We start from the raw sequence: 21,490 nt of genomic DNA, 5'->3' as shown, positions 1-21,490 counted from the left end.
CGCCGGGCCGGTCGCGTGCGGTGATGTACGCAATCGCCGTTACGTCGGGAGGGTCACAGGGCCTCGGGGGCCGGGGCCCGGAGGGGCCGGGAGCGCGGGGCGCTCAGCGTTGCAGCGGGATGGTGTGCCGGTCGGGGGCTGCGGCGGTGGCGCTGTCGGTGGCGGCGGTCCCGGTGGCGGGGAGGAGGTCCGCGGCCCGGTCGGCCGTCGCGGTGTCGGCGAGCGGATGGTGCCGGCAGCGGGGGGCCTTGCCGTGCGCTTCGGCGCGGATGCGCTGCTTCATCGTGGGCGGCAGCGATCCTGTCTGATGGGACCAGGACCAGGGAGCGGCTTCCGGCGCCGCGGGGAGGGCGGCGTTCCGGCCGCCGCTCCCGCTGTCGCCACGTGCTCCGGTCTGCGGCGCGGCGGCCGAGGCGGCCGCGGCGGTCGTGGTGATGAGTCCGAGCGCTGTGCACAGCGCGAGGAAGGCGGTGACGACGGCGGTCCACAGCGTCATGACCTTGTTCCTGGCCATGGCCCCTCACTTTCGGGTCGGGCTATTTGCGTACTTTCCTCATGATGTGTACGGGGCTCGCGATGTGGTGGACCGACGCCCGTGGCGCGTCGATGTTCAGATGAACACCACTCGGATGGAGGCAAGGGGGAGGAAAAGCTGCCCGGGCGGGAGGAGGGCGGGCAAAGTCACCGTCCGTGGGGACGCCGTCACCCTCCGGGCGGAGTGGCCGGAACCGGCTCCCACCGGGCCCGGCGGAGGGTCCGCCCCCGGTCGACGCAGGTCACCGAACGGTATCGGCCGGTGTGTATAGTCGGGCGCCAGAGGTCCCCTACGTCAACGAAGGACGAGGTCGCGCGGTGAAGAAGCTTCTCCTGGTCGCACTGGCCGCCATCGGCGGGCTCCTCGTGTACCGCCAGATTCAGGCGGATCGCGCCGAGCAGGACCTGTGGACGGAGGCCACCGACTCCGTGCCCACGGGCTCCTGAGTACGACCGACGAACGGTCCTGCGACCGCCCACCGGTCCCGAGACCACCCAACGGTTCAGAACAGACCCCGGCCGTCCTCGCGGTCGGGGTTTTGTGTTGTCCTGATGCGGCCGCCCGGAGAAGGGTGTAGGGCGGCAGGATGGGCGGGCCCGGTGCGCGCAGGCCGCCGGGGCGAACGGGAGGGGTGGCGGAGGATGGGGCGGTGGTGTAGGGAGCGGTGGCACGCGGGTGCCGTGGCGCGGCGGGCCGCCGCGGCGGTGCTGCTGGTCACGGCGGCCTTACTGCCCGGCGGTACGGCCGCGGCCGCCGGAACGCCGGGCGGGTACGGCTTCGCGCCGGGCGCCCGGCCGGTCGAGGGCGCGGACGGCGCCCCGGACGCCCGGCCGCTGGAGGCGGGCGGGACGTACCGGAGCTCGCTGCCGCGCCACGACACCGTGTACTACCGCGTCGGCCTCGACGCCGGGTCCACGGCCTACGTCTCCGTCACCGCCGTGCCGGGGGCGGGCGACGAGGTGACCGCCGCCGACGGCCTCCGGGTCGCGCTGCGGGACGCCGACGGCGGCTCCTGCTCGCTGAACACCGTGATCTTCGGCGCCGCCCGCAGCGCCCGCCCCCTCACCGCCCAGGTCGTGCGCGAGGTGCGGGACCGGGGGAAGCGGTGCCAGGAGGCCGGTACCTACTACGTCACCGTCGAGCGGACCCGGCCCCAGGACTCGCCGCAGGGCGCCTGGGCGCTGGAGCTGACCGTGGCCACCGAGCCCGCGCCGGCGGAGGCCGGCCCCACCGCCGCCCCCGAGGGCTGGGACTCCGCCACCCCCGCCCCTCCGGCGGGCGCGCCCGGACGTCTCCGGGGCGCCGACGGTTTCGCCGGGGCCACCCTCGCCGGACCGGGGGTGTGGCGCGACGCCATCCGTCCCGGGCAGACCCTCTACTACAAGGTGCCCGTCGACTGGGGCCGCCGCCCGTACGCCTCCGTCGACCTGGAGGGCGCCACCGGCGGCTCCGGTTACACGGACGGCGCGCTGCGCCTGGCGCTGTACACCCCCGTGCGCGGAGAGGTCCACGGCGCGGCCCGCGGGTACTCCGGCCGCCGGACGACGGTGGGGCTCGCCGCGCTGCCGCCCGCCGCTCACGCCAACCGCCACTCCGCCGACAGCCGGGTCTCCGGGATGCGGTTCGCCGGTGACTACTACCTCGTGGTGCACCTCTCGGCGAAGGTGGCCGACGGCTTCGGCGACGGCCCGTTCGGGCTGACGCTGCGGGTGCGGCTCGACGGCACGGTGCGCCCCGGGCCCGGGTACGACGGGACGCCGCGGCCGGACGGCGTCTTCGACGTGTCCACGTGGAACCCGGCGGTCGCCGCCGTCGGCGGCGGCGGCGCGGACGGCGGCGGTGCCACGAGCGACGGCCCCGTGATGCGGGCCCTCGCCGTGGGCGGCATCGGCATCGGCACCGCGCTGCTGCTGGGGCTCGGGGTGTGGACGGCGGTGGCCCGGCGCGGTGCGGGCGCCGCCGCTCAGCCCCGGAACAGGGCCCAGAAGCCGACGGCGTAGCAGAGCAGGGCGAGCAGCACGACGGGGACGGCGATCCCCGGGGGCGGTCCGGGCCTGGGCCGCCGCCGGGCGCCCCGGGGCACCGGCCGCGGGCCCGGCGCGGAGCCGGGCTCCGCCCGGGCCAGGGACGGCCGTGGGGCGCCGTGCTCCGGCGGGGTCGGCCGGGGTCCCGGGCCGGGCGGGTCGTCCCGCGGTCCGTGCGGCCGGTCGTCGGGCGTCGGCGCGGGGTGGCCGGCCGCGGAGCCGTCGGCGTGCTGCCGGGGGGCGGGCGCGGTCGCGTACGCCGGGTACGCGCCGGGCGGTGTCGGCCGCGGGGCCTCGGTGTCCCGCGGGGGCGGCAGAGGGAAGCTCCCGGTGTCCGAAGGGGCGGCGGGCGGGCCGTCGCCGCCCGGCGGCGGGACGGGGGTGCCGAGGAAGGGCCGGGAGGGCGTGCCGGGGCCGGGCTGCCCGGGGCCGCCGAGGTCGGCGGGAGCGGGACGGCTGCCGGGCACGGCGGCGGGCGGGCGGCCGGTGCCCGGGGCGTGGCCGGGCGGTGGCGGGGGCGCGGTGCCGTCCGGGGCGGGCCGGGGCGGAGTACCGCCGGGGAGGTCCGGTGGCGTCGGGGGCGTGGGGGCGTGCGTGTACGGGGTCGTGGGCGGCGTGGGGCCGTCGGCGCCCGGCGGGTACGGGGCGTGGTGGCCGGGGCCGCCGCGCGGCCGGGCGTGGCCCCGGGGGGCGTGCGGTGTGGACGGCGGGGCGGGGGTGGACGTGCCGGGGGTGCCGGGGACGGCTTGGGCGCCGGGGACGGCTTGGGGGTCGTGTGCGCCGGGCACGTTCCGTGCGCCGGGCCGGCCGGGTGCACCGTACTCGCCGGGTGCGCCGGGTGCGGGGTGCGGGGGCGTCGTGCCGGGGCCCGGGGCCGGCCACCACGGGGCGCCGGAGTCCGGCTGAGGCCGGGGCGGGGTGGCGTCGGGGGGGAAGGCGGGCGTCGGAGGGGCCGCCGGGCCGGGGCGCGGGGCCGCGCCGGGCGCTTCCGGCGGCGGGGGCGGAGTGCCGGTGCCCGTGGGCGGCCGGGGCGGCGCGCTGGAGGGGCGGCTGGGCGGGGGCGCGCCCGTGCCGGGACCGCTGGACGGGGGGCCGCCCGGGCCCGGCCCGTGGGGCACGGGCGTGCCCGTGCCCGTACCCGCGTCGGGCCCGTCGGGGAAGGGCGCCGCCGCACCCGTGGGGAAGGGCACCGCCGTACCCGTACCGGAGCCGTCGTACCGGGGTGTCCCCGTGCCGTCCGGCCCGGCCGCACCGCTGTCGTCCGTACCCGGCGGGGACGGGTACGGAGGGGAGGCGTCCGGCGGGGCCCGGTGCGGGGCGGGTGCGTCGGGCGGGGGCGTGCCCGGGGCCGGCGGGGCGCCGGCGGGTCCGCCGGGGGCGGGGTGCCGAGGGTCGGGACCGGCACCGGCACCGGGGCCGGGGCCGGCGGTGGCGCGGGGGCAGCGAGGGGGGCCCTCGGGGGTGTACCCGGGGGGTAAGGGGCCTATCTGGTCGAAGATCTCGATGATCTCGTCGTCGGGGCCCGGCTCCGGGAGCAGTTCCACGGCCGCCGCCAGGGCCTTGCGCGCCCCCGTGGCCGTGCGGAAGCGGGCGTCGGGGTCCGGCTGCAGCAGCGTCGCCACGACCTCCCACAGCGGCGCGGGCACCCCCCGCGGGGCACCGGGCGTCCTGTGCTCCGCGAAGTACTGGACGAGTGCCTTGGTGTCCGGCCTGGCGCCCTCCAGGAGGTACAGGGCGACCAGCCCGGCCGCGAACAGGTCCGCCGGGAAGTCCGGGTCCTCCCCGAGCATCTGCTCCGGCGCGAGGTAGCCCGGCGTGCCCACCACGAGGTCGGCCTCGGTCAGCCGGGGCTCGCCCAGCCGCATCGCGATGCCGAAGTCGGACAGCCGCAGCCGGGGGCGCCCGGTGCCGGTGGCCTCCAGCAGGATGTTGGCCGGTTTGACGTCGCGGTGGATGACGCCCTCCGTGTGCACCGCGGCCAGCCCGGACAGCAGTTGGTCCAGGAGGGTGCACACGAACCCGGGGGGCAGCGGGCCGTAGTCCCCGACCAGGTGGACGAGGGAGCCGCCGGTCACCAGGTCCATGGTGAACAGGACCTTGTCGTCGTCGGCGGCCCAGCTCGCCGGGGCCACGACGTGCGGGTGGTCGATCCGCAGCGCCTGCTCCCTGACGAAGCGCAGCAACGAGTGGGCGTCCCGCTGCTGGAGCACCTTCGCGGCCACGTAGCGCCCGCGCCGCTGGTCCCAGGCGCGCCAGACGGCGCCGACGCCCCCGCGGCCGATCGGGTCGACCAGTTCGTACCGGCCGGCGAAGACCTCACCCATGACTGTGTGCCGCTCCTCCCCCGTGCCGCTCCTCCCGGGCGGTCAGTTCTGGTGGGACTGGTAATGCGCGACCGCGTCCGAGGTGCGGCCGGCACCGTACACCCGCAGGAACTCGGCGAGTTCGGGGTGGGACGGGGAGAGGGAGTCCGCCGCCTCGATTATGTCGCCGGCCGCCGCGACGGAGCGCAGCAGCGACTGGATCTCGCGGACCACGCGCTTGACCGTGGGCGCGCCGGAACCGCCCGTCGACTGCGTGGTGTTGCTGAGCACGGAGCCCCCCTGGGACTTCTTGATCTCGTCCATGCGCTCGGCGGCCTCACCGGCGCTCACGCTGCCGTCCGCGACCTGGCCCGCCAGATCCTGCAGCAGTTGCACGCGCTGGACCACCGCCGGGTTGCCGATCTTGGCCCGCTGGCCGCTCATGAGCTGCGACAGCATCGGCGCCGACAGCCCCAGGACCCCCGCGAGCCGGGCCTGGTTGAGGCCCAGATCGTCGATGAGCCTGCGGAAGAGCGCCCCCAACGGCTCCCCGTACCAGTTCCGCTGCAGTTCCCGCGCTCTCGCGGTGGCTTCCTGCTGTGCGGCGTCCATTGCGTCTCCCCATCGCTTCCCCAAGAACCGCAGTTCGCTCCAGCGAACCACGCCGAGCATCTTACGGAGCGTGGTCGTGCTGGGGGAGCCCCCGTCATTTGTGAGATCCCGGGGCCGACCCGGTACTCTTGTCGCGGCGCCCGCCATCAGGCGGAACCGCCGTCCGGACGCCGCTCGCGGCGGGGTCCGAGGGGCCTTAGCTCAGTTGGTAGAGCGCTGTCTTTGCATGGCAGATGTCAGGGGTTCGACTCCCCTAGGCTCCACCTGACGACACCCCCCTGACCTGTGGAAACGTGGGTCAGGGGGGTCTTTTGCGCCCCCGGCTCGGCGCCCGGCACCACGGGCGGCGTCGTCGCGAGGAACGGGGGCCAGTCCCAGCGGATCGCCGCGTCGAAGGGCTGGACGCCCGCCGACCCGACCCGGACGCGCACCTTTCCGGGGCGCGCGGTGCCGCCGGGGCCGTGGCCGGGCCGGGGCCCGGGTCTCAGCCCCTGGCCTTGCGGGGCAGCCGGAGGGCGAGCGCGAAGGGCACCAGGAGCAGCCCGGTCATCCACCAGAACGTGACGGTGAACGCGGATCCGTCGGCCGTGCGGCCCGGCTCGGACATGAGCTGCAGGCTCACCGCGGCCATGGCCCCGCCGAGCGCGCCGCCGACCCGCTGGCCGACGGCGCTGATCGTGGTGATGTGGGGGATCGCCTCCTGCGGCAGCCTGCTCTGGTAGAGCGAGGCCGACAGCGGGATCGAGATGGAGGCGAGGCCCATGCCGCGCAGCGCCAGCGCCGCGCCGAGGAGCAGGTCGTCGGGGTGCGCGCCGGAGAAGGCGAAGGGAACGGTGCCCGCGGTGGTGAGCAGCAGACCGCACAGCACGATCGGCCGGGCGCCGAACCGGTCGTTCAGCGAGCCGATGAATACCGCTGCTATTCCCATTCCTGCGCCCTGCGGCGCGAGGAGCGCTCCGGCGGCCGTCGCACTGAGGCCGACGACCTGCTGGTAATAGAGCGGAATCAGGAACAGCAGGCCGTACAGCAGGAATCCTACTACGAAGAGCAGTACGACGGTGACGGAAAATCCCTTGTTCCCGAAAAGGCTCAGGTCGATCAGTGGATTCCCGCGGGTCCGCAGCGCGCGCCGGGCGAAAAGGACCGTCAGCAGGATGCCGGCGACGACGAACGCCACGTTCCTGACGACGGGGAGGACCCCGCCGGAGCCGGTCATGTCGGTGCCGGCCACCTCCGACAGGCCGTACACCAGGCCCGCCAGCCCGGGGGTGATGAGCAGCAGGCCCTTCCAGTCGAGGCGCGCGGTGCGGTCGGCGCCGTCGCGCGGCAGCACGACCAGGGCCGCGCCCAGCGCGATGACCAGCAGCGGGAGCTGCCCGTAGAACAACCACCGCCAACTGGCCGAGTCGATGACGGCGCCGGCCGCGATGGGGCCCAGGACCGGCGCCAGGGTGGAGGGCACGGCGACCGCGCTGAACGCGCGGCCGGCCCGTTCGGGACCGGCCGCGCGGGTCAGCACCACGGTGGCGACCATGCCGATGAGGCCGCCGGAGAACCCCTGGAGCACCCGGAAGAGGATCAGGCTCGCCGACGACCAGGCGGCCCCGCACAGCACCACGGAGGCCAGGAAGGCCACCAGGGAGAGCAGCCACACGGTCCGCGCGCCGAAGCGGTCGACCATGTACCCGGAGACCGGAATGGCCGCGCAGGTGGCGAGCAGATAGGCGCCGGTGACCCATTGGACGGCCTGGGTCGACGCCGAGAAATCCTTTCCGATCGCGTCGATCGCCACCACCATGACCGTGCCGTCGATCGCGGCCACGATGGTGCCCAGAATCACAACGCAGCCGAGCGTTATCAGACTGGTTTCCTTCTGCGCCTTTCCGGCGCCCGCCTCCGTGATTTCTGACGCCACGGTGTCCTGGATTCCCTTCCGTTCTTTTCTGCCGTGCGGGGCGGTGGCGGCTCAGTCGACGGTGAGGACCAGCTTTCCGCGCCCGTGGCCGGTCTCCAGCTCGCGGTGCGCCTCGGCGGCCCGGGCGAGCGGGTGGGCGTTGCGGATGTGGATGCGGATGCTGCCCTGCTCGTAGAGCCGGATCAGCTCCAGCAGCCGCTCGACCGACCGGCCGGGCCCCAGCGCGGGCACGCCCAGCTCCTCCGCGGCCTCGTCGGAGATCATGGTCCTGATGCGGTTCTTGTCCTTGACCAGTTCGACGGAGGCCCGCAGCGCGTCGGGGCCCGCGTTGTCCATGGCGGCGTCCACGCCGTTCGGCGCCACCGCCCTGACCCGTTCGACCAGTCCCTCGCCGTAGGTCACCGGCACGGCGCCGATCGAGCGCAGGTAGTCGTGGTTGGCCTCGCTCGCCGTGCCGATGACGGTGGTGGCGCCCCAGGCCCTGGCGAGCTGGACCGAGAAGGTGCCGAGGGCCCCGGCCGCCGCGTGGATGAGGACCGTGTCGCCCGGTCCCACCTTCATCTCGCCCAGGCACAGGTGCGCGCCCTGGCCGTTGGCGGAGAAGCCGCCCGCGACGTCCCAGGGCATGCTCGCGGGCTTGTGCGCGATCTGGTCGGCGGGCGCCACGACGTACTCGGCGTAGCTGCCCAGCGTGGTGTAGCCGAGGACCTCGGCGCCCTCGGCGAAGCCGGTGACGCCCTCGCCGACCTGGTCGACGACGCCGGCGAACTCGTTGCCGGGCACGACCGGGAAGCCGAGGTCGATGGAGGGGGGCGCCCAGCCCTGCCGGATGCCGGTGTCGAAGTGCTGGACACCGGCCGCCCGGACACGGACGCGCACCTGGCCCGGACCGGCCTGGGGCTCGGGGACGTCGGCCAGGGTCAGGACCTCGGGCCCGCCGAACGAGAACAACGCTGCAGCCTTCATCGCCATCACTTCGCATTCACTGGTACGTGGAACTGGGACACTTCGGTTGTCCTCACGGCGCCGCTCCCCGGCGCTGCGAGATTCACGCAACGGTCTTGAGGTTGCCTCGACTGCTGCTCGATACCAGGTGGCAGGGGCCGTCGGCGGTCCGTGCGCCCGTCCGTGGGAGGCGCGGTCGCCGGTCACTTCCGCCTCCTTCCGACGGAGCGTCAAGTACCGTGCGGATCAGACAGGTTGGGCGTGCATCGTGGGCGCCGAGGGGAAGTCTTCGACCTCAACAGCGATTGAGGTCAAGTCCCGATCCCGGGAATTCCCGCGCCGCCCGGCTCCTGTCCCCGCCGGCCCCTGCCGCCGCCCCCGGCTCTCCCGCCCGCGGTCGTGCCACCGCCCGCCACCGTGCCCTCCGCCCGCACCCCGCCGTCTCTCCCGCCTCCGCCTTCCGCCGCCTCCCCTCCCCTTCAGCTCCGTCTTCCGCCGCCTCCGCCGTCGACCGCCATGCGCCGCCCCGCTCCCGCCGGTCCGCCCCGGCCGGGGACAGGGTGTGAGCGGCCCGCGCGCGGCGCTCGCGCGGGGAGTCCCCTCGTTCTCCTTCGAGTTCTTCCCGCCGAGCACCGCGAAGGGCGCCGCCGCGCTGTGGCGGGCCGTCCGCAGGATCGAGGCGTGCGGCCCGTCCTTCGTCTCGGTCACCTACGGCGCGGGCGGCACCTCCCGGGACCGGACGGTCGAGCTGACCCGGCGGATCGCCGCGGAGACCACCCTGCGCCCCGTCGCGCACCTCACCGCCGTCGGGCACTCGGTGGCCGAGCTGCGGAACATCATCGGCCGGTACGCGGACGCCGGGGTCCGCGACGTGCTGGCGCTGCGCGGCGACCCGCCGGGCGACCCCGGCGGCGAATGGGTGCCCCACCCGGACGGTCTCACGCACGCCCGCGAGCTGGTCGAACTCGTCAAGGAGTCCGGGGACTTCGGGGTGGGGGTGGCGGCGTTCCCGGAGCGCCATCCGCGCTCCCCGGACTGGGAGAGCGACATCCGGCACTTCGTCGCCAAGTGCCGGGCGGGCGCCGACTACGCCATCACCCAGATGTTCTTCGACGCGGAGGACTACCTCCGGCTGCGCGACCGCCTCGGCGCCGCGGGCTGCGACACCCCGGTCATCCCCGAGATCATGCCCGCCACCGACGTCCGCCGGATCCGCCGCTTCGCCGAGCTGAGCAACGCGGGCTTCCCCGCGGAGCTGGCCCGGCGGCTGGAGGCGGCCCGCGACGACCCCGCCGAGGGGCACCGCATCGGGGTCGCCCACGCCACGGACATGGCGCGGCGGCTCCTGGCCGAGGGCGCTCCGGGGCTGCACTACATCACCCTGAACCGGCCCTCGGCGGTGCTGGAGATCCACCGCGGGGTCGTGGGCTCCCGTTCCCCCCTTGACCTCGTCCGGGGTTGAGGTCGGATCGTGGAGGCGCACGGGCCGTCCGGTCCCCGCCCGGGCCGTCCGCCGTGCCGTGCGGTAGCGGGCCGGCCGCCGCACACCCAGGTCCGTCCGACCGCCACTCACCTTCCAGGAGACAGAGATGTCCAACGCCCCCCTCCGCCTCGCCGTGATCATCGGCAGCAACCGCGAAGGCCGCTTCGGCGGCACGGTCGCCGAGTGGTTCGCGGGTGTCGCGCGCCGGAACGCCGGAGTGGAGGTGGAGATGATCGACCTCGCCGAGCACCACCTGCCCACGGTCATCTCCATGGAGCCCGCCCCCGAGGTGCGGCGGGTCCTCGACGAGGTGACCGGGCGGCTGGAGCGGGCCGACGCGTTCGCCGTGGTCACCCCGGAGTACAACCACAGCTATCCGGCGTCGCTGAAGAACCTGCTCGACTGGACCGGCACCCAGTGGCACGCCAAGCCGGTCGGCTTCGTGTCGTACGGCGGGGTGGCGGGCGGTTCCCGGGCCGTGGAGCACCTGCGCACCGTCTGCGCCGAGCTGCACGCCACGACCGTGCGCGACGTGGTCACGCTCAGCAACGTCTGGGAGCAGTTCGGCGAGGACGGCCGGGTCACCAACGACACCGCCCCCGCTGCGGCCAAGACCCTGCTCGACCAGCTCATCTGGTGGGGCAACGCCCTGCGGGACGCCCGCGCGAAGACCCCGTACCGCGGCTGACCGGCACGGCGCCCGGCTTCCGGCGCCCGCGCCGCGGCGTCTCCGCCCCCGCCCGCGCCGCGGCGCCTCCGCCCCCGCCCGCCGCGGCGGGCGTCCCGCACCCGGCCGGTGACCCGGCCGGTGACCCGGCCGGTGACCCGGCCGGGCGTGCGGGAGCCCCCCGGCCGCGGGAGAGGCGGCCGGGGGGCTCGTTCCGTGCCGGGGGGTCAGGCTCCGTAGCAGTGCTCGGGGTCGCCGTAGCCCTTTCCGGACTCGTCGTGGTCCTTGCCGGGCTCGCCGTGGTCCTTCTCGCCGTAGCCCTTCTCGCCGTAGCCCTTCTCGCCGTGGTCCTTCCCGGGGCATTCGCCGTGCTCGCCGCCGCCGACCGTGATGGTGGCCTCGGCGCGCTCGCTGGCGACCTGGTTGCCCTGCGGGTCGGTGCCCGCGGCGATGGCCACGTTGGTCAGCGGGCAGCCCGTGCCGCCGTCGCCGTATCCGGTGCCGGAGTCCGGGCAGTCCGCGACGTCGGCGTCCCGGATCGTGTAGGTGCCGGTGCAGGTGGTGCTCGCGCCGGGCGCCAGGGTCGTCGACCGGCAGGTCACGTCGGCCACCAGGTCGTCGCTGACCAGGACGTCGTGCAGGACGGTGCTGCCGGTGTTGCGGACGGTGTACGCGTAGGTGACCTCGTCGCCGACCGCGTACGGGCCGGGCGTGACGACCCGCTTCTCCAGGGTGAGGTGGGGGGCGCCGACGGGCACCGTCTGCTCGGTCGGCGGGGAGGTGATGGTGCGGCCCTCGGACGTGCCGCCGGCCGTGGCCGTGTTGGTGACGGAACCGGCGGTGCCGTCGCTCGCGGTGATGGTGTAGGTGCCGGTGCAGGTGGTGCTGTCACCGGGGCTGCCGAGCGGCGCCAGCGTCGTCGACCCGCAGGTGACGCCGGTGACCCGGTCGTCCTGGACCGCGACCCCGGTCAGCTCCGTGCCGCCCGTGTTGCGGACGGTGTACGTGTAGGTGATCTCGTCGCCGACGTTGTACGGGCCGGGGGTCGTCACCCGCTTCTCGATGGAGATGCCCGCCGGCAGTTCGATCGGCACCGTCTCCGAGGACGGCGGCGAGGCGACCGGCTCCCCGTCCGACGTGCCCCGCGCGACGGCGGTGTTCTCGATGGTGCCCTGCGCCACGTCGGCGGCGGTCACGGTGTAGGTGGCGGTACAGGTGACCGTCTCACCGGGCGCGAGCGTCGTCGTCGGGCAGGAGACCGGGCCGACCTTCGGGTCGTCGACGGTGAGGCCCTCGATGTCCGTCTCGCCGGAGTTGGTCACCACGAACTCGTACGGCACCTCGGACCCGACGGTCAGGTCGCCCGGCAGGGGCTCCTTGACCTGCTTGACCAGGTCGAGCTGCGGCAGCGGCACCTGGGTGCTGATGGCCACGTTGCGGATCAGGTGCACGTCGGTGAAGAGGCCGGTGGAGGCCGCGAAGCCGAACTTGTAGGTGGACGGCACCGGTTGCGGGGCCGGCGTGGTCAGCACCTGCTGGAAGCCGGCTCCGTCGTTGAAGTCGATCGACACGGTGAGGACCGGGTCCGGCGCCGGGGTGATCTCCACGTGCACCCGGCGGCGCGAGGGCTCCAGCGCCGTCTCGGCCTCGACCGGCGTGGCGTCCGGGGGCAGCGCGGTCAGCGGGCCCTGGAGCAGGCCGGGCAGGGTCGACGGCCAGGGGCCGGTGGTGCTGAAGTTGCTGGTGGTGGCGGTGAGGAAGCAGTAGCCCTCGATCCCGTCGCCCGGTCCGCGCACGGTCACCATGTTGGGGCCGGGCGCGGGGACGTGGAAGGCGGTCCCGGCCGGCGAGCGGGTGTCGCAGCCGTTGCCGCGGTGCTCCCAGTCGCCGAAGTAGTTGCCGAGGACGTCCAGGCCGATGCCCAGGTAGCCGCGGTCCACGCCGGGCAGGAACTCGGCGGTGGGGTCGTCGTCCGGGAGTTTCTGCGCGTAGCCGAGGCTGCCGCCGAAGGCGCCCGGGTGGTTCAGGTCGGTGTCCCCGTCGACGAGGAAGAAGGAGATGCCGTCGGCCGGGGTGGCGGGCGTCGTGCTCCCGTACTGCCACTGGTCGAAGGTGACGTCGAGGCCCTGCGTGGCGGGCAGCGCGTGGTTGTAGAGGACGGCGCCGGACTGGTCGTGGGAGGCGTCGGTCAGCCGCAGGTAGCCGTTCGGCGCGGCGTCCGGGGGCGGGACCGGGCCGACACCCTCGGGGCAGCCGCCCAGCGGGTGGTTGCCGTCGCCCGGAGGGGCGGCGGCCGGGGCGCCGGTGAGGCAGGCCGACCCCACTCCGGTGAAGTCGGGGGCGGTGGCCTCGGTGAAGGTCTCCTGGACGAGGGAGCTGGCGCGGACCCTGGCCTGGGCCTGGGCCTGGTTCTCGGCCCGGGTCTGGGTCTGGCTCTGCGGCCGGGCCTGGGCGGAGTCCGTGGCGCCCAGCAGGAGGGAGGAGCCGGTGGCCAGCGCCAGGGCGAGGGCTGAGGCAGCGATGCGGGACGGCCATGCGCGCCGTCCTGGCATGAGGGGGCGTTGCCTAGGTGTCATGCGAAGCATAGATAGCAGTCACGGTGTGTGATCAAAGCCAGGGCGGAGCGTGGCGGACCGTCAGGAACCCGCTTAGGGCAACCGCCTTCCCCCGCCTTGCCCTACGGAGCCGTCCCGCCACCCGTCGCCCGGGCCGCCCCGCGGGCCGCCGCCCCGCCTCCCCCGCGCTGCGCCGTCCGGCGCCCCCATGCCCTGCCCCACCCGGTGCCCCGGGCCCGGCGCCGCCCCGTCCCTGCCCCCTGCCCCCTGCCCCCTGCCCCCTGCCCCCTGCCCCCTGTCCGCGCCGTCCCGCACCGCACCGCACCGCACCGCGCCGTCCCGCGCCGTCCCGCACCGCGCCGTGGGCATCGCCCCGGCTGCCCAAGGCCCCCGCCGACGCCCCGACGATATGATGTCGGCCAGGTGTGGATCATGGTTTCGGCCGATGTGGGAGACCGGTTCCGCCGCCGCCCCGGCCCCCGTGGGCCCGCGGACCGCCCCGCCGTCCGCCGCCGCGGTGTCCGCGGGCGGCTCCGCGCCGGGGGAGGGGCCCGGCGGCGGCCGGTCCGGGCCGACGGCTCCGCGCCGGGCCGCACGGGCGGGCAGCCCCCCTCCACGGGGCGGGAGTTACCGGAGAAACACCTGTTCGGAGACGGTCCCTCTGGAAAATGACCCTCCCCGGGGAGCGGTTCCCCGCGCCCCGCGGACGGCCCGGTCCGGTGCCGGGGCTCCGTTCCGCACCGTGGAACGTGCCACACCGGCACCACCCGTCACACCCTTCCCAAGGGCCCCCGGACCGTCCCCCGTGCGGGTCCGCGCGGCCCGTGGAGCCCCGGGGAAGCGCTGTCTGCTCTTGATATCGTCACCCCAGAGGGCGCCGGCACCACACCCCCAGGGGACGCTGCCGGGTGGCTCATCGCCGTCGGGGCCGTTCCGTTGCCGCCGACGAGCCGGAAGGGGTAGACCATGCGGGCGAAGGTACGGGCCGCTCTCGACGCGCTGTACATGCGGCGCCTGGTCAGAGAGTTGGATGGACTCCCACGCCCCCAGCACATCGGGATCATGCTCGACGGCAACCGCCGCTGGGCCAAGATGTCCGGGATCGAGGACCCGCGCGAGGGCTACCGCGCGGGCGGCGCCAAGGTCATGGACTTCCTGCGCTGGTGCGACTCCGCGCAGATCGAGCACGTCACCCTGTTCATGCTCTCCGACGACAATCTGCACCGGCCCGAGGACCAGCTCGAACCGCTCATCGACATCATCGCGGAGGTCGTCGAGCACCTCGCGGCGCCGGGCAACCCCTGGCGGGTGGAAGTGGTCGGCGCGCTGGACCTGCTGCCCGCCGAGTCCGCGAACCGGCTGAAGAGCGCCACCGCCGCGACCGAGGGCCGCACCCGGGGCACCAAGGTCGATGTCGCGGTGGGCTACGGCGGACGGCGGGAGATCGTCGACGCCGTGCGCTCGGCGCTGACCGAGCACAGTGCCCGGGGCGGTGACATCGACGAGTTCATCGAGACGTTCACCATGGAGCACATCTCGAAGCACCTGTACTCCAAGGCGCGTTCGGAGTCGGACCTCATCATCCGCACCTCCGGGGAGCAGCGCCTCTCCGGCTTCCTGCTCTGGCAGTCCGCCTACGCCGAGGTGTACTTCTGCGAGTGCTACTGGCCGGACTTCCGCGAGATCGACTTCCTGCGCGCGCTGCGCTCCTACTCCCTGAGGGAACGCCGCTACGGCCGCTGAGCCGGGGCTCCCTCCGGAATCCGCCGCGCGGCGGACCGCGGTCCACCGCGCCCTTCGCGGCACCACCACCGCCCACGGCACGGGGCACCATCCCGCACCGGGCACCATCCCCGCCATCGCCCCGGCACCGGTATGCCCCTGCCCGGCGCACTGCCGGACGGGCTCCCGTCGTTCCACGTGAAACGTCGCCGTGGGGCGGAAGGGACCGTCCTCCTCCACACCACGGCGACGGGGCGACAGGGGCGGGGGGAGACGGAGCCGTGCGGGTCCGGCGCCCCGGGGGTCTACCCCCGCGGGGGAACCGGCGCGCCGAGGGGTCGCCGCGCCGGTTCCCCCGCGGGGGAACCGGCGCGCCGAGGGGTCGCCGCGCCGGGGGGTTCAGCGCGGCTCGTCGCCCTCCGCGGCCTCGTCCTGGGCCCGCTTGGCCTGGACCTCGGGTTCGAGGATGGCCTCGCCGTCGCCCTCACCCTCGCCGGAACCGTCCACCGACGTCAGCCGTCCCCCGGACTGGGGCACCTCCGTCGCCGCGGGCGGCTCCACCAGCCACTCCGGGTTCGCCTGGCGGTCCCACCACTTCCACGCGGCGAAGGCCCCGCCGGCGGCGATGCCGACCAGCGCCAGGACCTTCACGAAGCGGCCGGTCCTCGCCCGCCGCTCGTTCCTGCGGGCCAGCTGCCGGATCTCGTCGGCCGAGACACTGCCCCGCAGCGCGGCCAGGGCGGCGGCGCCGCGCGCGGCGGCCTCGTCCCGGACGGGACCGGCGGCGGCCACCGCCTGCTCGACCCTCGGCCGGGAGTACTCGGCGGCCTGCCGGGCGGCCACCCGGGCCCGGAGCGCGGCCTCCTGGGCGGCCTGGTCCACCTTGGGCGGCACATGGGTACGGGCCTGCTCCAGCCGGGGCGCGACATGCGTGCCGTACTGGAGGCGGGCCTGGCAGGCGGCCTGGGACACCTTGGGCGCCAGCCGCACACGGGCCTCGTGCGCGTAGTGGGCGGCCCGGTCCTTGGCCGTGTCGGCGTAGGGCGCCACCGCGTCCGCGGCGTGCAGGACGCTGTCCTTCGCCGAACCGGTCGCGGCGCGCACGCTGTCGATGCGGGTCACGGGTTCCTCCTCCTCGGTGGCGTACGGTCATTCGACTTTCCACCCCTGTGCGGATCATGCCTGCGGTCGGGGCGCCGGGCATGCGAGAGCGGGCATCCGGGGCACGGGCGGTGACTCCGGAACCCGCCGGACAACCCCGGGGAAACCATCGCCGTCAGGGGTGATGCGGAGCGGGAGTGGACGAACGGGGATCAACGCGAACCCGTCGACGACAATGCCACGAAACGGCGCCCCGCGCTCGCCCCCGGCCCGCCCGTGCCGCGCCCCGGCCCCGTCCCGGCCCCCGTCCCGGCGGTGGCGGCGGGTCCCGGCGGCCGGGGCGGTGCGCGGACCGGAACGGGTTCCGGCGGCTGCACGACGCACGGCGCCGGGCGTGCGAGGATCGGGGGGCACGACAGGACGACGGAAGGCACCTCGTGGCCGAGCAGCTCCACGCCACCCTGAAGACCAACCACGGCGACATCCAGGTCCGGCTCCTGCCGAACCACGCCCCCAAGACGGTCCGGAACTTCGTCGAACTCGCCGGGGGCGAGCGGGAGTGGACCCACCCCGCGACCGGGAAGAAGTCCACGGACCGCTTCTACGACGGCACCGTCTTCCACCGGGTGATCAGCGGCTTCATGATCCAGGGCGGTGACCCGCTGGGCAACGGCACCGGCGGTCCCGGCTACGAGTTCGGGGACGAGTTCCACCCGGACCTCTCCTTCAACCGCCCCTATCTGCTGGCCATGGCCAACGCCGGTCCGGGCACCAACGGCTCGCAGTTCTTCCTCACCGTCTCCCCGACGACCTGGCTGAACCGCAAGCACACGATCTTCGGCGAGGTGACCGACACGGCGAGCCAGAAGGTCATCGACGCCATCGCGGCCCTGCCGACCAACCCGCGCACCGACCGTCCGGTGAACGACGTGGTGATCGAGTCGGTCGTGGTCGAGACCGTCGAGGGCTGACAGCCACCGCCCCCGGCCCCGCGGGAGCGGGCCCCGGGGGAACCAAACGCCCCGCCCGTCCGTAAGGATGTGCGGGGCGGGGTGTGTCCCGCCCCGGACGGACGAGCGAGGGGAACCCATGGACGGACAGGCACCCGGCAGCCCGCAGGGCCCGTGGGGACCCGGCGGCCAGGAGCCCCCGCCCGACCAGGGGCTCCCCGGCTGCTACCGGCATCCCGGCCGCGAGACCGGCATCAGCTGCACCCGGTGCGAGCGGCCGATCTGCCCGGAGTGCATGGTCGACGCCTCCGTCGGCTTCCACTGCCCCGACTGCGCCCGGGGTCCGTCGGGCGGAGCGCGCCTGGCTCCCCCGGCGTGGCAGCCCCGGACCCTGGCCGGCGGTGTCGTCTCCGCGGACCCCCGGCTGGTCACCAAGATCCTGATCGGGATCAATCTGGTGTTCTTCCTGGTCCAGTTCGCGGTCGGGGACCGGTTCACCGAGCGCTTCGAGCTGATCGGGCAGGCCTACGTGCCGGGCCTCGGCTCGGTGGAGGGGATCGCGGAGGGCCAGTGGTACCGGCTGCTGACCGCGATGTTCCTGCACGGCAGCGTGATGCACATCGCCTTCAACATGCTCAGCCTGTGGTGGCTCGGCGGTCCGCTGGAGGCGGCGCTCGGCCGGGCCCGCTACCTCGCCCTGTACTTCTGCTCCGGGCTGGCCGGCAGCGCGCTGAGCTATCTGATCGCGGCGCCCAACCAGCCCTCGCTCGGTGCCTCCGGCGCGATCTTCGGCCTCTTCGGCGCGACGGCCGCCCTGGTGCGGCGGCTCAACGCCGACATGCGCCCGGTCGTCGTCCTGCTGGCGATCAACCTGGTCTTCACGTTCAGTCCGGGCTTCAACATCGCCTGGCAGGCGCACATCGGCGGTCTCGTCGCCGGTGTCCTGATCGGCTACGCGATGCTGCACGCCCCGCGCGAACGGCGGGCCGCCGTGCAGTACGGGGCCTGTGCGCTGGTCCTGGTGGCCGTGGTCGTCCTCACCCTGGTGAGAACCGCCCAGCTCACCTGAGCACTCCTGGTTGTCCACAGCGGGTGCCGGATCTTGTGCATATGGTGCGGGAACAGGTGTGCCCCCTGTCGCTGACCTGTGTTTCCGCAGGTCAGGCAGGGGGCGAACGTGTTTTCGGGAGCTGGTACTTCCGTCACACCGGCGTCAACACTCCGGTGGTTATCCACAGATCGTCGTTTCTTTTCCCCATGTGGACAACCTGTGGATAACTCGCCGGGGAAGACCGGTCCGAACCCGGGAAACACCGCGCGCGAGGCGCTACTTCCATTGCGTGGAAACACCGAAACCGGCGGCGATGAAGCCGAAGCCGACCACGATGTTCCAGTTGCCCAGGGTGTCCCACGGCAGCGAACCGTCCGTGACGTAGAAGACCACGATCCAGGCGAGACCGATGACGAACAGGGCCAGCATCACGGGTGCGACCCAGGACCGATTGGTCAACTTGATCGCTGCCGCCTGCTTCGCGGGCGGCGGCGTGTAGTCGGCCTTCTTGCGGATACGTGACTTCGGCACGAGGGTCTCTCCTGTCGATGCAAGGGGCTCTGAACGCTCCCCCGGGCGTCCGTTAGCGTAGTGCTTCCGTGGCGCCGAAGGAGATAAGGGTACGTTGAGCAATTCTGCCGACTCCCCCGGGAAGGTATCCACCCCTGTCCGCGGACCAGGATTCCGGCGGGGATTCCGCCCCGTGCGGATCCTCACCGCCGCCGTCTTCGCCCTGGCCGGTCTCCTTTTCTTCACCAGCTTCAATACCGCCAAGGGCACCAATATCCGTACGGACGCCTCTTTGCTGAAGTTGTCCGATCTGATCCACGAACGCAGCCGCAAGAACGGGGAACTGGACGAGTCCAACGCCGCCCTGCGCGGGGACATCGAGTCCCTCGCCGACCGCGACGGCGGCACCACCCCGGCCGAGGAGCGCAGGCTCTCCGGGCTGGAGGAGCGGGCCGGCACCCGCGAGCTGAAGGGCGAGGCCCTCACCGTCACGCTCGACGACGCCCCGCCCGACGCCACCGCCAGGCTGCCCGGCTACCCCGAGCCGCAGCCCGACTACCTCGTCATCCACCAGCAGGACCTCCAGGCCGTGGTGAACGCCCTCTGGGAGGGCGGCGCCGAGGGCATCAAGGTCATGGACCAGCGGCTGATCTCCACCAGCGCCGTGCGCTGCGTCGGCAACACCCTGATCCTCCAGGGCCGGGTCTACTCGCCGCCGTACCGGATCCAGGCCGTGGGCCGTCCCGAGCGGCTGCGGAAGGCGCTCGCCGCCTCGCCCGCCATCCAGAACTACATGGTGTACGTCAACGTCTACGGCCTGGGCTGGAAGGTCGAGGAGAACGGCGTCACGACCCTGCCCGGCTACTCGGGCACGGCCGACCTGCGCTACGCGCGGCCTGTGGCGTGACGCCCTTCCACGGGAGCCCGCGCGGCTAGTCTGGTGGGGTACGGCGTGGTCTGGTGCCGTGGCACGACGGAAGGGGCGGCATGTACGGCTGGATCTGGCGGCATCTGCCGGGCAACGCGTGGGTGAAGGCGCTGATCTCGCTCGTGCTGGTCCTGGGGGCGGTCTACGGCCTGTTCCAGTACGTGTTCCCCTGGGCCGAACCGCTGATTCCCTTCAACGATGTGACGGTGGACAACCAGTGAGCGCGCGCATCCTCGTCGTCGACAACTACGACAGCTTCGTCTTCAACCTGGTGCAGTACCTCTACCAGCTCGGCGCCGAGTGCGACGTGGTGCGCAACGACGTGGTGACCCCGGAGCACGCCGACGACGGCTACGACGGCGTGCTGATCTCCCCCGGCCCGGGGACCCCGGAGGGGGCCGGCGTGAGCATCGGCATGGTCCGGCACTGCGCCGCGGCCGGCGTCCCCGTCTTCGGCGTCTGCCTCGGCATGCAGGCGATGCAGGTCGCGTACGGCGGCGTGGTCGACCGGGCGCCGGAGCTGCTGCACGGGAAGACCTCCCCCGTCGAGCACGGCGGCAGGGGCGTCTTCGCGGGCCTGCCCTCGCCGTTCACGGCGACGCGCTACCACTCGCTGGCCGCCGAACCGGCCACGGTGCCCGCCGAGCTGGAGGTCACCGCCCGCACCCGGGACGGCATCGTGATGGGCCTGCGCCACCGGGAACTGCCCGTCGAGGGGGTCCAGTTCCACCCCGAGTCGGTACTGACCGAGTACGGGCACCGCATGCTGGCCAACTGGCTGGTGGAGTGCGGCGACCGGGACGCGGTGGCGAGGTCGGCGGGGCTCGCCCCGGTGGTGGGCAGGGCCACGGCGTGACCGCCCTGCGCCCCGAGCGCGAATCCGGCTCCGCCGGTGAGCAGGGGGGTTCGTACGGATGGCCGCCGTACGAGGACCCCCGGGCGTTCGGGAGCGGACCCCGCGGACCGTACGGCGACGACCCCGGGCACCACGGGCACGACCCGTACGGGGCGGACCCCGGCACCCCGGGCCCGCCGTACGGCGACCCCGGGGCCTTCGGCGGCGAGCGGTACGGGAACGGGCGGTACGACGCGGACCCGTACGGCGCCGCGCCCCACGGCGCCGCGCCCCACGGCGACGAGCGGTACGGGGACCAGGGGTACGAGGGCCAGGGGTACGGGGACGGGCCGTACGACGACGGGGCGTACGGGGGCGGGCCGTACGACGACGGGGCCCACCGGGGCGCGCCGTACGAGCGGGGTCCCGCCGGGGGCGGCTACGGGCCGCCCGGCGACGACGAGACGATGGCGCTGCGCGTCCCCGTCCCCCCGCCCGGACACCCCGCCGACCCGCCCTTCCCCGGGGACGGGGGCCGCGCGGCGCGCAGGAGGGCCGCCAGGAGCCGCCAAGGCCGCCGTGGGGAGCCTTCGGAGGAGCTCCCGGACCAGGAGGCCGGGGAGGACGCGGAAGCGCCCCTGTCGCGCGTGGAGGCCCGCCGCCGGGCCCGGGCCCGCAAGCCGGGTCCCGCCGTGATCGTCAGCCGGGTGATGGGCGAACTGTTCATCACCACAGGTGTGATGATGCTGCTGTTCGTCACCTACCAACTCTGGTGGACCAATGTCCGGGCCCACGCCCAGGCGGACCGCGCGGCCAGCGCCCTCCAGGACGACTGGGCCAGCGGGCGCGCCCCGGACGCCTTCGAGCCGGGCCAGGGCTTCGCCCTGCTGTACATGCCCACGCTGGACGTGGTGGTGCCGATCGCGGAGGGCACCGACACCAAGAAGGTGCTCGACCGCGGGATGGTCGGGCACTACGCGGACAAGCCCCTGAAGACGGCGATGCCGCAGGACGCGTCCGGCAACTTCGGGCTGGCCGGCCACCGCAACACCCACGGCGAGCCCTTCCGGTACATCAACCGGCTGAAACCCGGCGACCCGATCGTGGTGGAGACCCGGGACACCTACTTCGTGTACAAGATGGCCTCCGTCCTGCCGGTCACCGCGCCGAGCAACGTCGGCGTCCTCGACCCGGTCCCGCGGCAGGCGGGCTTCAGGAGTCCCGGCCGCTACATCACGCTCACCACCTGCACGCCGGAGTTCACCAGCAAGTACCGGCTCATCGTGTGGGGCAAGATGGTGGAGGAACGGCCGCGCAGCAAGGGCAAGCCGGATGCGCTCGTGAGCTAGGGGCG

General features: G+C 74.3%; 19 protein-coding genes and 1 tRNA gene. 12 read left to right on the top strand and 8 right to left on the bottom strand.

Annotated features, from left to right (window positions below; genetic code table 11):
* Nucleotides 1-103 precede the first annotated feature (103 nt).
* Nucleotides 104-514 carry a DUF6344 domain-containing protein gene (locus ACZ7LB_RS05165; protein WP_471465451.1) on the bottom strand — a complete coding sequence of 137 codons (411 nt, stop codon included), beginning with the start codon at nt 512-514 and terminating at the stop codon, nt 104-106.
* 338 nt (nt 515-852) lie between these two features.
* Here ACZ7LB_RS05165 and ACZ7LB_RS05160 point away from each other — a divergent pair, with 338 nt between their 5' ends.
* Nucleotides 853-981 carry a DLW-39 family protein gene (locus ACZ7LB_RS05160; RefSeq protein ID WP_003999697.1) on the top strand — a complete coding sequence of 43 codons (129 nt, stop codon included), beginning with the start codon at nt 853-855 and terminating at the stop codon, nt 979-981.
* A 195-nt stretch (nt 982-1,176) separates the two neighbouring features.
* Nucleotides 1,177-2,535 carry a hypothetical protein gene (locus ACZ7LB_RS05155; RefSeq protein ID WP_471465450.1) on the top strand — a complete coding sequence of 453 codons (1,359 nt, stop codon included), beginning with the start codon at nt 1,177-1,179 and terminating at the stop codon, nt 2,533-2,535.
* Here ACZ7LB_RS05155 and ACZ7LB_RS05150 read toward each other — a convergent pair.
* On the bottom strand, nt 2,499-4,883 hold the full coding sequence (locus ACZ7LB_RS05150) for a serine/threonine-protein kinase (protein ID WP_471465449.1): 2,385 nt from the start codon (nt 4,881-4,883) through the stop codon (nt 2,499-2,501). The genes ACZ7LB_RS05155 and ACZ7LB_RS05150 overlap by 37 nt on opposite strands.
* 42 nt (nt 4,884-4,925) lie before the next feature.
* Complete coding sequence (locus ACZ7LB_RS05145; protein ID WP_161229118.1) at nt 4,926-5,474, bottom strand: helix-turn-helix domain-containing protein; 549 nt, start codon at nt 5,472-5,474, stop codon at nt 4,926-4,928.
* Between the two features lie 190 nt (nt 5,475-5,664).
* Between ACZ7LB_RS05145 and ACZ7LB_RS05140 the strand changes: the two genes are divergently transcribed.
* Nucleotides 5,665-5,737, top strand: a tRNA-Ala gene (locus ACZ7LB_RS05140).
* 221 nt (nt 5,738-5,958) lie between these two features.
* Here ACZ7LB_RS05140 and ACZ7LB_RS05135 read toward each other — a convergent pair.
* Both ACZ7LB_RS05135 and ACZ7LB_RS05130 read right to left on the bottom strand, forming a co-directional pair.
* Nucleotides 5,959-7,389: a DHA2 family efflux MFS transporter permease subunit gene (locus ACZ7LB_RS05135; protein ID WP_471465448.1), complete on the bottom strand. Its 1,431-nt coding sequence runs from the start codon at nt 7,387-7,389 to the stop codon at nt 5,959-5,961.
* A 51-nt stretch (nt 7,390-7,440) separates the two neighbouring features.
* Nucleotides 7,441-8,355 carry an NADP-dependent oxidoreductase gene (locus tag ACZ7LB_RS05130; RefSeq protein ID WP_471465447.1) on the bottom strand — a complete coding sequence of 305 codons (915 nt, stop codon included), beginning with the start codon at nt 8,353-8,355 and terminating at the stop codon, nt 7,441-7,443.
* A 541-nt stretch (nt 8,356-8,896) separates the two neighbouring features.
* Between ACZ7LB_RS05130 and metF the strand changes: the two genes are divergently transcribed.
* Nucleotides 8,897-9,796, top strand: a complete 900-nt coding sequence (gene metF, locus ACZ7LB_RS05125) for a methylenetetrahydrofolate reductase [NAD(P)H] (RefSeq protein ID WP_471465446.1) — start codon at nt 8,897-8,899, stop codon at nt 9,794-9,796.
* Nucleotides 9,797-9,923: 127 nt separating this feature from the next.
* On the top strand, nt 9,924-10,505 hold the full coding sequence (locus ACZ7LB_RS05120) for an NADPH-dependent FMN reductase (RefSeq protein ID WP_471465445.1): 582 nt from the start codon (nt 9,924-9,926) through the stop codon (nt 10,503-10,505).
* A 206-nt stretch (nt 10,506-10,711) separates the two neighbouring features.
* Here the strand turns inward: ACZ7LB_RS05120 and ACZ7LB_RS05115 are convergent, their stop codons facing one another.
* The gene (locus ACZ7LB_RS05115) at nt 10,712-13,036 is read right to left on the bottom strand and encodes a DUF7507 domain-containing protein (protein ID WP_471465444.1); all 2,325 of its coding nucleotides are present in this window, start codon (nt 13,034-13,036) and stop codon (nt 10,712-10,714) included.
* 969 nt (nt 13,037-14,005) lie between these two features.
* Here ACZ7LB_RS05115 and ACZ7LB_RS05110 point away from each other — a divergent pair.
* Nucleotides 14,006-14,782, top strand: a complete 777-nt coding sequence (locus ACZ7LB_RS05110) for an isoprenyl transferase (protein ID WP_471465443.1) — start codon at nt 14,006-14,008, stop codon at nt 14,780-14,782.
* Nucleotides 14,783-15,160: 378 nt separating this feature from the next.
* On the opposite strand, the gene ACZ7LB_RS05105 is transcribed toward ACZ7LB_RS05110, so the two are convergent.
* On the bottom strand, nt 15,161-15,883 hold the full coding sequence (locus ACZ7LB_RS05105; protein ID WP_471465442.1) for a DUF5324 family protein: 723 nt from the start codon (nt 15,881-15,883) through the stop codon (nt 15,161-15,163).
* 416 nt (nt 15,884-16,299) lie between these two features.
* Between ACZ7LB_RS05105 and ACZ7LB_RS05100 the strand changes: the two genes are divergently transcribed.
* Both ACZ7LB_RS05100 and ACZ7LB_RS05095 read left to right on the top strand, forming a co-directional pair.
* On the top strand, nt 16,300-16,833 hold the full coding sequence (locus ACZ7LB_RS05100) for a peptidylprolyl isomerase (protein ID WP_471465441.1): 534 nt from the start codon (nt 16,300-16,302) through the stop codon (nt 16,831-16,833).
* 118 nt (nt 16,834-16,951) lie between these two features.
* Nucleotides 16,952-17,881, top strand: coding sequence for a rhomboid family intramembrane serine protease (locus ACZ7LB_RS05095; RefSeq protein WP_471465440.1), 930 nt, complete (start codon nt 16,952-16,954; stop codon nt 17,879-17,881).
* 258 nt (nt 17,882-18,139) lie between these two features.
* Here ACZ7LB_RS05095 and crgA read toward each other — a convergent pair whose 3' ends face one another.
* Entirely contained in the window at nt 18,140-18,394 is a 255-nt protein-coding gene (crgA, locus tag ACZ7LB_RS05090) for a cell division protein CrgA (RefSeq protein ID WP_161226549.1), read from the bottom strand.
* 94 nt (nt 18,395-18,488) lie between these two features.
* Here crgA and ACZ7LB_RS05085 point away from each other — a divergent pair, with 94 nt between their 5' ends.
* The 4 genes from ACZ7LB_RS05085 (at nt 18,489) to ACZ7LB_RS05070 (ending at nt 21,485) form a co-directional block, all read left to right on the top strand.
* Entirely contained in the window at nt 18,489-19,280 is a 792-nt protein-coding gene (locus tag ACZ7LB_RS05085) for a DUF881 domain-containing protein (protein WP_471465439.1), read from the top strand.
* 80 nt (nt 19,281-19,360) lie between these two features.
* The gene (locus tag ACZ7LB_RS05080) at nt 19,361-19,522 is read left to right on the top strand and encodes a hypothetical protein (protein WP_471465438.1); all 162 of its coding nucleotides are present in this window, start codon (nt 19,361-19,363) and stop codon (nt 19,520-19,522) included.
* A complete protein-coding gene (locus tag ACZ7LB_RS05075) occupies nt 19,519-20,157 on the top strand; it encodes an aminodeoxychorismate/anthranilate synthase component II (protein WP_265292076.1) in 639 nt (212 codons plus the stop codon). The genes ACZ7LB_RS05080 and ACZ7LB_RS05075 overlap by 4 nt, the downstream gene beginning before the upstream one ends.
* A complete protein-coding gene (locus ACZ7LB_RS05070; protein ID WP_471465437.1) occupies nt 20,154-21,485 on the top strand; it encodes a class E sortase in 1,332 nt (443 codons plus the stop codon). The genes ACZ7LB_RS05075 and ACZ7LB_RS05070 overlap by 4 nt, the downstream gene beginning before the upstream one ends.
* The last annotated feature ends 5 nt before the right edge of the window (nt 21,486-21,490 follow it).

This window comes from Streptomyces sp. NPDC107521, from assembly GCF_055598485.1.
Note: the sequence above shows the minus strand (reverse complement) of the source record. Positions and strands in the feature narration are given on the sequence as shown.

What these genes read in the sequence shown, in the direction of transcription:
- ACZ7LB_RS05165 (WP_471465451.1), bottom strand. Translation starts at nt 514, where the DNA reads ATGGCCAGGAACAAGGTCATGACGCTGTGGACCGCCGTCGTCACCGCC.
- ACZ7LB_RS05155 (WP_471465450.1), top strand. Translation starts at nt 1,177, where the DNA reads ATGGGGCGGTGGTGTAGGGAGCGGTGGCACGCGGGTGCCGTGGCGCGG.
- ACZ7LB_RS05150 (WP_471465449.1), bottom strand. Translation starts at nt 4,883, where the DNA reads ATGGGTGAGGTCTTCGCCGGCCGGTACGAACTGGTCGACCCGATCGGC.
- ACZ7LB_RS05145 (WP_161229118.1), bottom strand. Translation starts at nt 5,474, where the DNA reads ATGGACGCCGCACAGCAGGAAGCCACCGCGAGAGCGCGGGAACTGCAG.
- ACZ7LB_RS05130 (WP_471465447.1), bottom strand. Translation starts at nt 8,355, where the DNA reads ATGAAGGCTGCAGCGTTGTTCTCGTTCGGCGGGCCCGAGGTCCTGACC.
- ACZ7LB_RS05120 (WP_471465445.1), top strand. Translation starts at nt 9,924, where the DNA reads ATGTCCAACGCCCCCCTCCGCCTCGCCGTGATCATCGGCAGCAACCGC.
- ACZ7LB_RS05115 (WP_471465444.1), bottom strand. Translation starts at nt 13,036, where the DNA reads ATGCCAGGACGGCGCGCATGGCCGTCCCGCATCGCTGCCTCAGCCCTC.
- ACZ7LB_RS05110 (WP_471465443.1), top strand. Translation starts at nt 14,006, where the DNA reads ATGCGGGCGAAGGTACGGGCCGCTCTCGACGCGCTGTACATGCGGCGC.
- ACZ7LB_RS05095 (WP_471465440.1), top strand. Translation starts at nt 16,952, where the DNA reads ATGGACGGACAGGCACCCGGCAGCCCGCAGGGCCCGTGGGGACCCGGC.
- ACZ7LB_RS05080 (WP_471465438.1), top strand. Translation starts at nt 19,361, where the DNA reads ATGTACGGCTGGATCTGGCGGCATCTGCCGGGCAACGCGTGGGTGAAG.